Consider the following 12,719-nt stretch of genomic DNA (forward strand, 5'->3'; position numbering starts at 1 on the left):
CGATGCGCGACACCATCGAGCTGATCGCGGTGGCGTCGGGTGCCGCCTGCGTGGCCGGTCTGGTCCTCGCGGTCGTGGCCCTGGTCGGCACCCGGCGGCCACCCGGCCGCCGGCCCGGCGCGGGCCCCGGCCTGGCCCGGCTGTGGCAGGGGTCGGGCAGCACGCCCGGGGAACGACGCGCGCACCAGGCCCTGCTGGTCGGCGCGGCGGCGGCCGGGGCGCTCGCCTTCCTGCTCACCGGCCTTCCGGTGGTGGGCCTGCTGGTCGCGGTGGCGGTGCCCGGCACGCCGTGGCTGTTCAACGTGGGCCGCGCCGAGCAGCGGGCCATCGCCCGGATCGAGGCGGTCGGCGAGTGGACGCGCCGGCTCAAGGACGTCTCCGCCACCGGGCAGGGCCTGCAACAGTCGATCATCGGCACGGTCGGCACCGCGCCCGAGGAGATCGAGGAGGAGGTACGGCTGCTCGCCGCCCGGCTCCAGGCCGGCTGGCTGGCCCGCTCGGCCCTGCTGGCGTTCGCGGACGAGATCGGTGACCCGGTCGCCGACCAGGTGGTGGCGGCGCTGATCCTGCACCTCACCGACCGGGGTGAGCGGCTCGGTGACGTGCTCGGCTCGATCGCGGGCGCGGCGGCCGCCGAGGTGGCCACCCGCCGGGAGGTCGAGGCGAAACGCACCCAGCCCCGCTTCGCGGTTCGCTTCCTCACCGGGATGACCCTCGCCACCATCGCGTACGGGCTGCTCAACACCGAGTACATCCGCCCGTACGGCACACCCGCCGGCCAGGTGGTGATGGCCGCCCTCGGTGCCGCGTTCGTCGGGCTGCTGGCGTGGGTGCGGTCGATGAGCCAGCCGCAGCGGCCGGCCCGCTTCCTGCCGGCGCCCGACCCGGAGGAGGCCGTCGCGTGATCGTCAACTGGCAGTTCGCGATCGCGGTCGGCGGCGGTGCCACCATCGGGCTCGGCGTGTTCCTGGTGGTCCGCGAGCTGGTGCCCGCGACCCCGGCGCTGGGTCCGGCGCTGCGTCGCCTGCACCAGCCGGCGGGCACCGGCCCGCTCGCCGGGGCCACCGGCGGTCGGCTGGAGTGGCTGACCGGGGCGTCGCGCTGGCTGCGGCCACCGCACCGGCAGCTCGCGCTGATCGACCAGACCCCCGAGCAGTACACGCTGTCGGTGCTGCTCTCCGCGCTGATCGGGCTGGCCGCGCCGACCCTGGTCTGCGGCTCGCTCTTCGTCCTCGGCGTCCACCTGCCCGTGGTGGTGCCCGTGGTCGCCAGCCTCGGTCTGGCGCTGCTCGCCGCGCTGATCGCCCACCGTTCCGTACTGGCGAAGGCCGCCACCGCCCGGGACGAGTTCCGGGCGGCCGTCTGCACCTACCTGGACCTGGTGGCCTTGCAGCTGTCCGCCGCACACGGGCCGGTGCAGTCGCTGGAGCGGGCCGCCGCGGTCTGCGACGGCTGGGTCTTCGACCGGATCTCCGAGGCGCTGCGGATCGCGCAGATGCAGATGCACTCCCCGTGGGACGAACTGCGCGAGCTGGCCGACCGGATCGGCATCCCCGAACTGGGTGACGTGGGCGCCATCATGCGCTCCTCCGGCAGCGAGGGAGCGCAGGTCCACGAGACCCTGCGCAGCCGGGCGGACTCGCTGCGCGACCAGATCCGCACCGACAACCTCGCCCGGGCGGAGGGGGTGACCAGCCGTCTCGACATCCCGGGCGCCCTCCTCGTCTTCGTCCTGCTCGGCTTCGCCATCTACCCCTTCATCGCCCGTCTCTGACCCCGACCCGAGCCAAGGGAGCACGCCATGCACCTCCTCACCTACCTGCACGTCGCGCTGACCGCGCGTCTCGCGGAGCTGCGCCGCGACGGCGAACGCGGCGACAGCCCGGTCCCGACCGCCGTGATCATCTTTGGGCTGGTCGCGGTCGCCATGGCGGTCACCGCGGCGGCGCTGGCGAGCGCCAACGACTGGATGGACAACATCCCGAAGCACCAGGACCCGAAGTAGCGGCAGCGATGCACCGAGGAGTCTGGTCAGGCGCGCGTCGGGTGGTCACGGCCGCCCGACGCCGCCTGGCGGCCGGCGGAGGCGACGGCGGCGCGAACCCCGTCGAGCTGGCCGTCGCCCTGCCCGCCATCCTGCTGCTGCTGTTCGCCTCGATCCAGGTCGCGGTCTGGTTCGTGGCCCGGTCGACCGCCCTGAACGCCGCCCAGAGCGCGGTGAACGCGCAGCGGGTGCACGAGGCCCCCGACGACGCCGGGGTACGGCGGGCCACCCGCTTCCTCACCGCCTCCGGTGACTGGTTGGTGGGCTGGCAGTCGCCCGGGCCGACCTGCGTGACCACCCTGGCCGAGGTGACCTGCACGGTGCGCGGCAGGTCCCTGTCGGTCGTGCCGGGGGTGAGCTTCCCCGTCGAGCAGACCGCGCACGGGACGGCGGAGCGGTGGACGACGCCGTGAACCGGGACGCCACGCGCGGCTCCGTCTCGATCGAGGTGGCCGTCCTCGCGCCGGCGTTCATCGCGCTGCTGGTGCTCGCCGGGGTCGCCGGTCGCACGGCGGTGGCCGCCGAGGCCGTCGACGTCGCCGCGCACGACGCCGCCCGCGCCGCCTCGATCTCGCGGGACGCGGGCCGGGCCCGCGACGCGGCCCAGGAGGCCGCCGAGAAGCAGGCGAACTGGCGTGGCCTGAACTGCGAGGGCGGCGCCGACCTCGACTTCAGCGGTTCGGTGAACGGGCAGGACACCACCTTCGACCGGGCGTTCGCCAGCGACACCGGGCAGGAGGCCACGGTCACCGTGCTCGTCACGTGCCAGGTGTCCTACCGGGACCTGCGACTGCCCGTCCTACCCGGGATGCTGACGACCAACGAGGTCTCAGCGAGCTTCACCTCACCCCTGGACCGCTACCGGAGCCGTCGATGAGCGCCCCACACGACGCCGGGCGGGTGAGCATCTTCCTCGCGGTGGCGATGGTCGGGGTGCTCGCCCTGATCGGGCTCTCCTTCGACGGGGCCGGTCAGCTCCGTACCCTGCAGCGCGCCGACAACCTCGCCGCCGAGGCGGCGCGGGCCGGCGGGCAGGCCATCGACCGCGCCACCGCCATCGCCGGCGGACCCAAGCGGATCGACCAGCCGCAGGCCCGCGCGGCGGTCGCCGACTACCTCGCCACCGTCGACACCGCCGGCCACTCGGTCAGCTTCCCGGTGGTCGACGGCGAGACGCTGGTCAGCGTACGGGTCGAGGTCACCTACCACCGGTCGATGCTCGGCCTGTTCGGTTTTCCCGACACCGTCACCGTCACGGGTGAGGCGACCGCGCGTGCCCTCACCGGAGCCCCGTAGGAAGGAAGGTAGCCATGGCCGCATCCGGTCGCTCCGCCGTCCGCCGCACCGGACGGGTCCTCACCGGGGTCGGCGCGCTCGTCGTCCTCTGCGGGGTGGTGGCCGGCGCCCCGGTGGCGCTGCTGGCCCTCGCCGGCAACCCCCTGCCCGACCACGTGCCCACCGTCGCCGAGATCGGTGCCGCCCTGACCAGCCGCGACGACGGGCAGCTCTTCCTACGGGCGCTCGCCATCGTCGGCTGGTTCGGCTGGGCCACGTTCACGTTCTCGGTGTTCGTGGAGCTGGGCGCCCAGGTGCTGCGCCGGCCGGCACCGCGCCTTCCCGGAATGAGCCGCCAGCAGCGGGCCGCCGCCGTCCTGGTCGGTTCGGTCGCGCTGATCGTCGCGACCGCCCCGGCGGCGAGCGCCGCGACGATGGCCGTCACCACCCAGCCGTACGCCGCCTCAGCCCCCGCCGTGACCAGCGTCCCGGCCGTGACCGGCGTTCCGGCCGTGGCGAGCGGTCTGGCCGCGCACAACGGTCCCGCCACGCTCAGCGGTCCCGCCACGCTCAGCGGCACGCCGGTCTATCGCGTGGCGAAGGGCGACTACCTCGGCGCGGTGGCCGAGCGCTACCTGGACGAGTTCGCCGACTACCGCGAGCTGGCCCGCCTGAACCACCTCGCCGACCCGGACCGGATTCGCCCGGGGCAGCTGCTCAAGCTGCCCGAGCGGGCCGTCGACGGTGGGGTCCGGCCGCACGCGACCGGCCGCCTCGTGGCCCGCCCCACGCCGACGCGCCCCGCACCGGCCCCCGACCGGGCCACGCCAGGGCAGATCGCCCGGGGGCACGAGTCGGGCCCCGCGCCGACCCGGCCGGCCACCCAGGCACCGCGGAACAACCCGACGGTGGCCGAGGCACCCGCCGGCGAGGAGCCCGCGGTGACCGTCGGCGCCGCGCGGGTAGGCGAACCGGACCGGGTGAACCGCCCCCTCGCCGTCTCGGCCGTGCTCGCCGTGGCGAGCATCGTGGGAGCCCAGATCGGAGCGGTGCTCGGGTTACGTCGCCGCACCGTCGCCGCCGGCGGGCGGACCGCCGGCCGCGCCGCGATCGCCCAGACCACTGGCACCGCCGGGACCCCTCGGACCGGGTTGAGTGGACAGGCGGCCCGCGTCCACGCGACCGCGCGGGAACTGCCGGCCGGACGGCACCGCCGGGACTGACGGGGGCACGAGCGAGGTCGCCGACACCCGGTCGTGGTCCACTACGGATCAGCGATATCGCGGTATCCGGCCGCCCCGGACACCGCGACATCAAGGAAGTCGATCACCCGCCGCCCGCCCCGGGTGGCAGGAGGAGGGACTCGGATCCTGTCGAGCTGCCCCAGATCTGGGACGCGCGGAGCCGACCACGGCGACTCGCGGACCGGGCCGCCCCGGACCGGGCGGATCAGGGCAGCCGGGCCTCCAGCACGCCGTCGCGGATCCGGGTGGGCAGGACCTGCCCGTCGTTGCCGGACGGGCCGTGGACGACCTCGCCGCCGTTCAGTCGGAACGTGCTGCCGTGCCACGGGCAGACGACGCAGTCGTGCCCGTCGACCTCCTGCACCTGGCCTTGGCCGAGCGGGCCGCTCTGGTGCGGGCAGCGCTCCAGCATCACGGTGACGTCGTCGCCGTGCCGGTACAGGATGACCGACACGTCGTCGATCTCCCGGGTGAGCAGTTGCCGCTGCGGGAGGCTCGCCAACTCGCCGAGCGCGTGCCAGCCGGGGCTCACGAGGTGCAGGTCGGAGATGCTCTGGCTGACCTGCGCGCCCTGCTTGTACGCCAGGTGGCCGCCGATGTAGGCGCCCATGCTCGCGGCGCTCAGCCCCGCCATCCCCAGCATCTTCCCGAGGCGGTGCCGGCCGGTCAGCCGCGCCGCGACCGAGCCGGCGTAGCAGGCCAGCGCCACGGTGTTGGCGGCGGCGTGCGTCAGGCCGACCCGCCGCTGGTCGGGGGCGAGCGCCGCCCAGTCGTTCAGGCCGGCGACGGCCGCCGGGACCGCGCTGACCGTGCCCACCGTCGTGAGGGTCGTCGCCGCCCTCTGCTGCCCCGGCATCAGGTCCAGGATGGCCGCGCTGATCCAGGAGCCCACCGGCACCTGCACCAGCGCCGGGTGCAGCGGGTGACCCAGCGGGACACCGTGCAACAGGTCCTTCAACCACTGCGGTCGCAGCGTCGCCAGGACACCGCGCTGCAGTCGGTCACCCACCCGGTCCAGGCCGGATGCCTGCTCTACCTTCGTCATCAGCGCTCGCACGGGTACCGACTTCCCGGCATCCGCGCCCCCAAACCGGTCTCGGGTGACGGATCCGCCGCGCGGCGTCATCACGACGCGACGACCCCGGAACCAGGCGCCACGAAAACCGGCGGCCCTGGCGTGCCGGCACCGCCGACGGCATGCTGTGCCGATGGGCGTACGGGTCGAACGGCACGGACCGGTGACGACGGTGATCCTCGACCGGCCGGCGGCCCGCAACGCCGTCGACGGGCCGACCGCCCGAGCCCTGGCCGACGCGTTCCGGGCGTTCGACGCCGACCCCGAGGCGGCGGTGGCCGTCCTCTGGGGCGCCGGCGGCACGTTCTGCGCCGGCGCCGACCTGAAGGCCATCGGCACGCCCAGCGGCAACCGCGTCGAGCCGGACGGCGACGGCCCGATGGGCCCGACCCGCATGGTCCTCGGCAAACCGGTGATCGCGGCGATCTCCGGCTACGCGGTGGCCGGTGGCCTGGAGTTGGCCGCCTGGTGTGACCTGCGGGTCGCCGAGTCCGACGCGGTGCTCGGGGTGTTCTGCCGTCGGTGGGGAGTGCCGTTGATCGACGGGGGCAGCGTCCGGCTTCCCCGACTCATCGGTGAGAGCCGGGCCCTGGACCTCATCCTCACCGGCCGGCCCGTGGGCGCCGAGGAGGCGTACGCGATGGGTTTGGTCAACCGGCTCGTCGCGCCGGGGACGGCCCGGGCGGCGGCGGAGGAGTTGGCCGCGGAGCTCGCCCGGCATCCGCAGACCTGCCTGCGCAACGACCGGGCCGCGGTGCTGGCCGGCGCCGGGCTCGACGAGCCCGCGGCCCTGGCGACCGAGTTGGCGTACGGGATGGAGTCGCTGGCGGCGGACGCCGCGGCCGGCGCCGCCCGGTTCGCGGGCGGCGCCGGTCGGCACGGCGCGTCCGCCGACTGACCCGGGCGTCCCAGCACGGCGGACGCCGCCGGGAGGGTGAGTCCTCCCGACGGCGCCCGGTCCGGTGATCGTCAGTTGCGGATGATGGTGAAGGTCGTCGTCGTGTTCCGGATGTCGACGTCGTTGTCGGTCAGCCGCAGGTTGTTGAAGGTCGCCGAGCCGACCGCCGGACCCTGGCCCGGCTCGGGCATCTCGTTGACCCAGATGGCGAAGCCCGACTTGGCGTCGAACGCGTCACCGCTGCGCCGCGCCCCGGAGATCGAGACGTTGGTGAAGACGGTGTCGGTGACCGGGTTCTCCGGCTGGCTGCCGTTGTACTTCGTCTGGAACATGATCCCGGAGTACGTCGGGTCGACGATGTCCACGTCCGAGACGCGGATGCCACGGAACTCCTTCGACGCCGAGAAGATCCAGATGGCCGGGAACGTCTGTGCTCCCCAGAAGTGGCCGCCGGCCCGGATCAGCGAGATGTTCTCGAACCGGGTGGGCGGGCTGGCCCCGAACCCGATGAACGGGTAGCCGAAGTCCAGCGAGCTGATCGTGATGCCGGAGTACGTCAGCATGTCCGCGATGTAGAGGTTGCGGAACACGTTGTCGTAGCCGCCGTACACGGCGATGCCCGCCGCCCGCCAGGTCAGCGTGGCGGTCAGGTTCTCGAAGACGTTGCCGTGGTTGCCCGTGGACGCACCCTGGTCGGTCGCGGAGAAGAGCGCGAACGCGTCGTCACCGTTGGACCGGCCCTCGGAGTTGGCGACCAGGTTGTTGGTGCTGCCGTTGGTCATGTTCACCGCGTCGGCGAACGTGTTCCGGAACCGGCTGTTCGTGATCTTGACGCCGCTGACGCTGACGCCCCAGTACGCGCACACGGTGTGCTCGACCCAGACGTTGTCCAGCGTCATGTTGTCGACGTCCTTCAGCTCACCCCACACCTTGCCCGGCCCGTCGATGCGGTTGGTGTAGTTGCCGAAGAAGGCGAGGTGTTCGAAGGACGACCCGCTCGCCGAGGACTCCAACCGGAAACCGGCGTCGGTGTTCTGCTGCGAGGTGGGCGTCTGGAAACGGGTGTACCAGATGCCCGCGCCGACGACCTTGACCGCCTTGCCGTAGACCTGGAACTTCTGCGCGGTCTCGTACGTGCCGGCCGGGAGGTAGACGCCGATCAGGTTGCCGGTGGTGTCCATCCGGACCGCGTCCAGGGCGTTCTGCACGTCCTGGTGGCTGAACCCGGTCGGTACCCGGTACCGGGCCGGGTCCGGGTTGGCCCGCGGCGCGACCTGCTCCAGGTTGACGAAGTCGATCGCGTACGTGGTGCTGTTTGCCGGGTCCTTCTGGAGCCGGATCCGGCTGCCCGCGGGGACGGTGGAGTTCAGCAGCACGTTCGCCTCGTCGTACAGGTGCCGGGGCGGGCCCGCGCTGGGCGAGTCGCTGGGGCTGGCCTCGGCGCCGTACAGCCAGATGTGCTTCGAGGTGAGGCTGATCGGCTTGTGCAGGATCCCGTTGACGTAGATGTTCAGCGTCGAGTTGATTCCGCCGCCGCCCGGCGCGTCCGGGATGGAGAAGCGGGTCACCAGGGCGTTCGCGTCCGCCTTGGTGGTCCACTCGACGTACGCCCCGGTGGTGTTGAGGGTGACCGCCCGCCGCCCGGACGCCTCACCGGCGAGGTCACCGATGGTCCGGTTCGGCCCGATCACCTGCGCCCCGCCGCCGACCGAGCCGTCCTCGGCCTCGTACGAGTCGTAGGGGAGGTTGGCGCCCCGGCCGACGAACAGCGACCGGTCGCTGGTGTTGTTCTGCCGCTTCACCGGCAGCTCGTTGGCGTCGTCGGCGAGCACCACCCGGACGGTGTAGCGCCCGTTCGCCGCCGTCCACGTGCCCAGGCCGACCGGTCCGGCGGTCGCCCCGGCGGCGATCGTGCCGCTGTACGAGCCGGTCAGCGTGCGGACCACGCTGCCCGAGTCGTTCAGCACGGTCAGGGTGATGCCGTGCGCCCCGGCGGCCGAGGCGACCGTGCCCTGGTTGCGGATGGTCACCGAGAAGTTCACCGTCGCGCCGGCGCTCGGCGTGCCGGGCGACCAGGTGACGACCGACGCCACCAGGTCCGAGCTGGCCACCTGGTTGACGGTCAGCGCGGTGGGGCTGGTGTACGTGTTGTTCGCCTCGTTCTGCTCGATCACCGTGTTCGCCTCGTCGACCTTGGCGATCAGCTGGTAGCTGCCGGCGTTGCGGGGGCCGATGTTCGCCGACACGGTGGTCTGCGCCCCGGCGGCCAGGGCGCCGACGGTGGCCGTGCCGACCTTCGTCGTACCCAGGTAGAGGCCCACGGCGGTGGCGGCGGAGGCCGCCGTGCCGGCGTTGCGCACGGTCGCCGACAGGGTGATCGCGTCGGTCTCGACCGGCGCGGCCGGCGACGCGGTGATGCCGGTGACCGTCAGGTCCGGGTTCGGCGCCGGCACACCGATGACCTGGAGCTCGGCCACCTGCCCGTTAGACGAGCCGGAGTTGGCGGTGAACTGGAGCCGGACGTCGGCGGTCGTCGCCGAGACCGGGATGGTCACCGTGTTGCTGCTGCTCGGACTGAACGAGTACGTCGCCGAGCTGACCAGATTGGTGAACCCGGACGCGGACTGCTCGCGGCCGAGCACCTGGAACGTCTGGGTGCGCGGGCCCCACGCCGGGTCGGGGTTGAGCTTCACCACCAGCGAGCTGATGCTGGCGTTGGAGCCCAGCGAGACGGTCAGCGTGCTCGGGTACGCCCCGGGCGCGCCCTCCCAGTAGGTCGTGACGTCGTCGTCGTTGGCGTTGACGGCGTTGAAGATGTGCACCACCGACGACGCCGTGATGGGCTTGCCGACCGCCAGGTTGGTGCCGCCCGGCGGGTTGCTGCCGGTGCGGGTGACCGTGTTGCTGTTCGACGACACGTTCCCGGCGGCGTCCCTGGCCCGCACGTAGTAGGACACCGTCGCCGTGTCCGGCTGGCTGTCGGTGTAGGTGAGCGTGCTGCCGCTCACGCTGCCGCGCAGCGCGCCGTTGGCGTACACGTCGTAGCCGGCGACCCCGACGTTGTCCGTGGACGCGGTCCAGGTCAGCCGGACCTGCCCGCTGGCCGGCTGGGTGTAGGCCAGGTTGCCCGGCGCGGTCGGCGCGACCGTGTCACCGGTGTTGCCGGTGCGGGTGACCGTGTTGCTGTTGCCCGACTGGTTGCCGGCCGCGTCCCGGGCCCGTACGTAGTACGAGACCGTCGACCCGGCCGGTTGGGTGTCCGTGTAGGTCAGCGTGGAGCCGCCGACGCTGGTCCGGAGCACGCCGTTGGCGTAGATGTCGTAGCCGGTGACCCCGACGTTGTCGGTGGACGCCGTCCAGGTGAGCCGGATCTGGTCGGTGGCCGGCTCGGTGAAGGCGAGGCTGCCCGGCGCCGACGGGGCCTGCGTGTCACCGGTCGCCGGGCCGTAGATCTCCAGCTCCGACAGCTGCCCCGCCGGCCAGCCGCTGTTGGCGGTGAAGAGCACCCGGACGTACCGGGTGGAGGCGGTGGGCACGGTGATGCTCACCGTGTTGCCCGACGACGGGTTGAAGGCGTACGACGCGGAGGCGACCAGGGTCGAGAAGCTGGAGCCGTTCGTGCTGCCCTGCACGGTCACCGTCTGGTTGCGCGCGCCCCACCCGGCGGGCAGCTTGAGCACCAGCCGGTTGACGCTCACCGTCGCGGCGAGGTCGGCCTGGATCCACTGCGGGAAGGCGTTGTTGGCGCTCTCCCAGTAGGTCGCCGCGTTGCCGTCGTTGGCGTTGCCGGCGCCGTACACGTCGGCGTGGCTGCTCTCGGCCATCGTCCTGCCGAGCGCCAGGTTGCCCGACGACCCGGTCGCGCCGTACACCTCCAGCTCGGCGAGCTGGGCGGCGGACCAGCCGGTGTTCGCGGTGACGGCGATCCGGACGAACCGGGTGCTGGTGGCGGGGAAGTTGATGGTCACGGTGTTGCCGCTGCCGGGGCTGAAGGAGCGTCCGGCGGAGGAGACGATGGTGTTGAAGCCGCTGCCGTCCAGGCTGCCCTGCACGGCGAGCGTCTGGGTCCGGGCCTCCCAGGCGCCCGGCAGTTTGAGGACGACCTGGTCGATCGACTGGCTGGCGCCGAGGTCGACCTGGGCCCACTGCGGGAGGGCGCCGCTGCTCTCCCAGTAGCTGCCCTGGTTTCCGTCGGTCAGGTTGCTGGTGACGTAGGGGCCGTTGGTGCTGCTGGCCGAGGTGGTCCGGCCGGCGGCGAGGTTCGGGCCGCCGGCCGCGGCGGCCGGGGGTGGTGGGGCCGCGGTGACGGCCAGGCCGATCACGGCGAGCACCGCGATCAGTCGAGTCCGGAATCTGGACATGGGGACGGACACCTTCTTCCCGGGGGACGTGGAGTGGGGTGTGCGGCGGTGCGGTGGTGCGGCGGTGCGGTGGTGCGGCGCGGGGTGGGACGACGCTCGGCGGTCGACGCCCCACCCCGCACGTCGGTGGGGTCAGGCCGCGTCGGGCGCGGCCGACGCCGGTTCGGCGGTGCGCAACCAGACGGCGGTGTCCGGTGGCAGCAGGTCGTCGTCGAGCGGCCCGCTGGCCAGGAGCAGCTCGACGTCGGCGGGTAGCGGCACGGGGGTGTCGCCGAGGTTGACCAGGCAGCGGAAACCGTCGCCCCGGCGGAAGGCGAGCACGCCGTCCGGGGTCGGCAGCCAGGTCAGTCCGCCGTCGCCGAGCGCCGGATCGGCCCGCCGGATGCGGATCGCCGCCCGGTACAGCTCCAGCATCGAGGTGGCGTCGCCGGTCTGCGCCCGGACCGTCCGGTCCTTCCAGTCGGCCGGCTGCGGCAGCCAGGGCGCCGCGGCGGCGCCGTCCGGGCTGAACCCGAACGGTGGCTCGTCACCGGACCAGGGCAACGGCACCCGGCAGCCGTCCCGGCCGGGGTCGACCCGCCCGGAGCGTTCCCACATCGGGTCCTGGCGCAGCGCGTACGGGATGTCCTCGACCTCCCAGAGGCCCAGCTCCTCGCCCTGGTAGACGTACGCGGCCCCGGGCAGCGACAGCGACAGCAGCGCGGCGGCCCGGGCCCGGCGGGTGCCCAGCTCCAGGTCGGTGGGGATGCCCTCGCGCTTGGCGGCGAAGCTGAACGTGGTGTCGGCCCGGCCGTAGCGGGTGACGTGCCGGGTGACGTCGTGGTTGGAGAGCACCCAGGTGGCGGGGGCCCGGACCGGGGCGTGCGCGGCCAGCGTCCCGTCGATGCTCTCGCGCAGCGCGGAGGCGTCCCAGGCACAGCCGAGGAAGTCGAAGTTGAACGCGGCGTGCAGCTCGTCCGGGCGCAGGTAGTTGGCGAACCGCTGCCGGTCCGGCATCCACACCTCACCGATCAGCGCCCGGTCACCCGGGTACTCGTCGGCGACCCGCCGCCAGGCCCGGTAGATGTCGTGCACGCCGTCGAGGTCGCGGAACGGGTGTGGCCGGTCCGGCAGGGTCTCGGGCAGCGTGCCGTCCTTGACCAGCAGCCCGGCCGAGTCGATCCGGATGCCGTCCACCCCCCGGTCGAACCAGAACCGCAGGATGTCCTCGAACTCGGCCCGGACCCGGGGGTGCTCCCAGTTGAAGTCCGGCTGCTCGGGGGCGAAGAGGTGCAGGTACCAGTCGCCGGGGGTGCCGTCCGGGTTGGTGGTGCGGGTCCAGGTGGGGCCACCGAACTCACCGACCCAGTCGGTGGGGCGCTGGTCGCCGTTCGGGCCCCGACCGGGCCGGAACCAGAACAGGTCGCGCTCGGGCGAGCCGGGCCCGGCGGCGAGCGCCGCCTGGAACCAGGGGTGCGCGTCCGAGCAGTGGTTCGGCACCACGTCGACGATGGTCCGGATGCCGAGTGCGTGGGCCTCGGTGATCAGCGCCTCCACCTCGGCGAGGGTGCCGAACATCGGGTCGATGTCCCGGTAGTCGGCCACGTCGTAGCCGGCGTCGGCCATGGGGGAGGGGTACCAGGGGCTGAACCAGATCGCGTCGACACCGAGCGCGGACAGGTAGTCGAGCCGGGACCGGATGCCGGCGATGTCGCCGATGCCGTCGCCATCACCGTCGGCGAAGCTACGCGGATAGACCTGGTAGATCACCGCTCCACGCCACCACGGACTAGTGTCTGCTGTGGACACGGGCACCTGCTTTCTGCGTCGGTACGTCGGCGGA

General features: G+C 73.2%; 11 protein-coding genes. 8 read left to right on the forward strand and 3 right to left on the reverse strand.

Annotated elements, in window-relative coordinates:
- Window positions 1–2: 2 nt before the first annotated feature.
- The 7 genes from GA0070620_RS20950 to GA0070620_RS20980 are packed head-to-tail and all read left to right on the forward strand — an operon-like array spanning window position 3 to window position 4,542.
- Complete coding sequence (locus GA0070620_RS20950) at window positions 3–905, forward strand: type II secretion system F family protein (RefSeq protein WP_091593428.1); 903 nt, start codon at window positions 3–5, stop codon at window positions 903–905.
- Window positions 902–1,774, forward strand: coding sequence for a type II secretion system F family protein (locus tag GA0070620_RS20955; RefSeq protein WP_091593431.1), 873 nt, complete (start codon window positions 902–904; stop codon window positions 1,772–1,774). Before GA0070620_RS20950 ends, GA0070620_RS20955 begins: the two co-directional genes overlap by 4 nt.
- A gap of 27 nt (window positions 1,775–1,801) precedes the next feature.
- Window positions 1,802–2,005 carry a hypothetical protein gene (locus GA0070620_RS20960; RefSeq protein ID WP_091593432.1) on the forward strand — a complete coding sequence of 68 codons (204 nt, stop codon included), beginning with the start codon at window positions 1,802–1,804 and terminating at the stop codon, window positions 2,003–2,005.
- An 8-nt stretch (window positions 2,006–2,013) separates the two neighbouring features.
- The gene (locus tag GA0070620_RS20965) at window positions 2,014–2,457 is read left to right on the forward strand and encodes a TadE family protein (protein WP_091593434.1); all 444 of its coding nucleotides are present in this window, start codon (window positions 2,014–2,016) and stop codon (window positions 2,455–2,457) included.
- Entirely contained in the window at window positions 2,442–2,921 is a 480-nt protein-coding gene (locus GA0070620_RS20970) for a TadE/TadG family type IV pilus assembly protein (protein WP_091593436.1), read from the forward strand. The genes GA0070620_RS20965 and GA0070620_RS20970 overlap by 16 nt, the downstream gene beginning before the upstream one ends.
- Window positions 2,918–3,340: a pilus assembly protein TadG-related protein gene (locus GA0070620_RS20975; RefSeq protein ID WP_091593438.1), complete on the forward strand. Its 423-nt coding sequence runs from the start codon at window positions 2,918–2,920 to the stop codon at window positions 3,338–3,340. Before GA0070620_RS20970 ends, GA0070620_RS20975 begins: the two co-directional genes overlap by 4 nt.
- 14 nt (window positions 3,341–3,354) lie before the next feature.
- Window positions 3,355–4,542: a LysM peptidoglycan-binding domain-containing protein gene (locus GA0070620_RS20980; protein ID WP_091593440.1), complete on the forward strand. Its 1,188-nt coding sequence runs from the start codon at window positions 3,355–3,357 to the stop codon at window positions 4,540–4,542.
- Between the two features lie 226 nt (window positions 4,543–4,768).
- Here GA0070620_RS20980 and GA0070620_RS20985 read toward each other — a convergent pair whose 3' ends face one another.
- Window positions 4,769–5,608, reverse strand: a complete 840-nt coding sequence (locus tag GA0070620_RS20985; RefSeq protein ID WP_231921883.1) for a Rieske 2Fe-2S domain-containing protein — start codon at window positions 5,606–5,608, stop codon at window positions 4,769–4,771.
- A 163-nt stretch (window positions 5,609–5,771) separates the two neighbouring features.
- Between GA0070620_RS20985 and GA0070620_RS20990 the strand changes: the two genes are divergently transcribed.
- On the forward strand, window positions 5,772–6,536 hold the full coding sequence (locus GA0070620_RS20990) for a crotonase/enoyl-CoA hydratase family protein (protein ID WP_091593444.1): 765 nt from the start codon (window positions 5,772–5,774) through the stop codon (window positions 6,534–6,536).
- A 71-nt stretch (window positions 6,537–6,607) separates the two neighbouring features.
- On the opposite strand, the gene GA0070620_RS20995 is transcribed toward GA0070620_RS20990, so the two are convergent.
- Both GA0070620_RS20995 and GA0070620_RS21000 read right to left on the reverse strand, forming a co-directional pair.
- Window positions 6,608–10,897, reverse strand: a complete 4,290-nt coding sequence (locus GA0070620_RS20995; protein ID WP_091593446.1) for a galactose-binding domain-containing protein — start codon at window positions 10,895–10,897, stop codon at window positions 6,608–6,610.
- Window positions 10,898–11,029: 132 nt separating this feature from the next.
- A complete protein-coding gene (locus GA0070620_RS21000) occupies window positions 11,030–12,685 on the reverse strand; it encodes a glycoside hydrolase family 13 protein (protein ID WP_091599117.1) in 1,656 nt (551 codons plus the stop codon).
- Between the last annotated feature and the right edge of the window lie 34 nt (window positions 12,686–12,719).

The sequence above is a fragment of the Micromonospora krabiensis genome, assembly GCF_900091425.1.
GTDB lineage: Bacteria > Actinomycetota > Actinomycetes > Mycobacteriales > Micromonosporaceae > Micromonospora > Micromonospora krabiensis.